The 201-nt window shown below is 61.2% G+C and carries 1 protein-coding gene; it reads right to left on the bottom strand.

Features of this window, described 5'->3' with window-relative positions; translation table 11 throughout:
• The coding region (locus ACCD02_RS32870; protein ID WP_413310753.1) for an OprD family outer membrane porin at positions 1 to 201 on the bottom strand (201 nt) is incomplete at both ends.

The following is a 201-nucleotide window of genomic DNA, read 5'->3' on the forward strand; positions in this document are numbered from 1 at the left end:
GCTGAGGTTCTTGAACGTGCCGCTCTGGAACACGTAGGCCAGTTCCGATTCGCGCCCCCATTCCTTGCCATCGGTGACGGTGCCGGTGTGCACGTTGTCGCCGCTGATGTAGCGGTTCATCAGAGTCAGGCCCGGTACGCCGAACACGGCGAAATCGAAGTCATGGCGCAACTGCCAGGAGCGTTCCTGGGCGTTGTCGTA

This window comes from Pseudomonas sp. Pseusp88, from assembly GCF_047303955.1.
In the GTDB taxonomy this organism is placed as follows: domain Bacteria; phylum Pseudomonadota; class Gammaproteobacteria; order Pseudomonadales; family Pseudomonadaceae; genus Aquipseudomonas.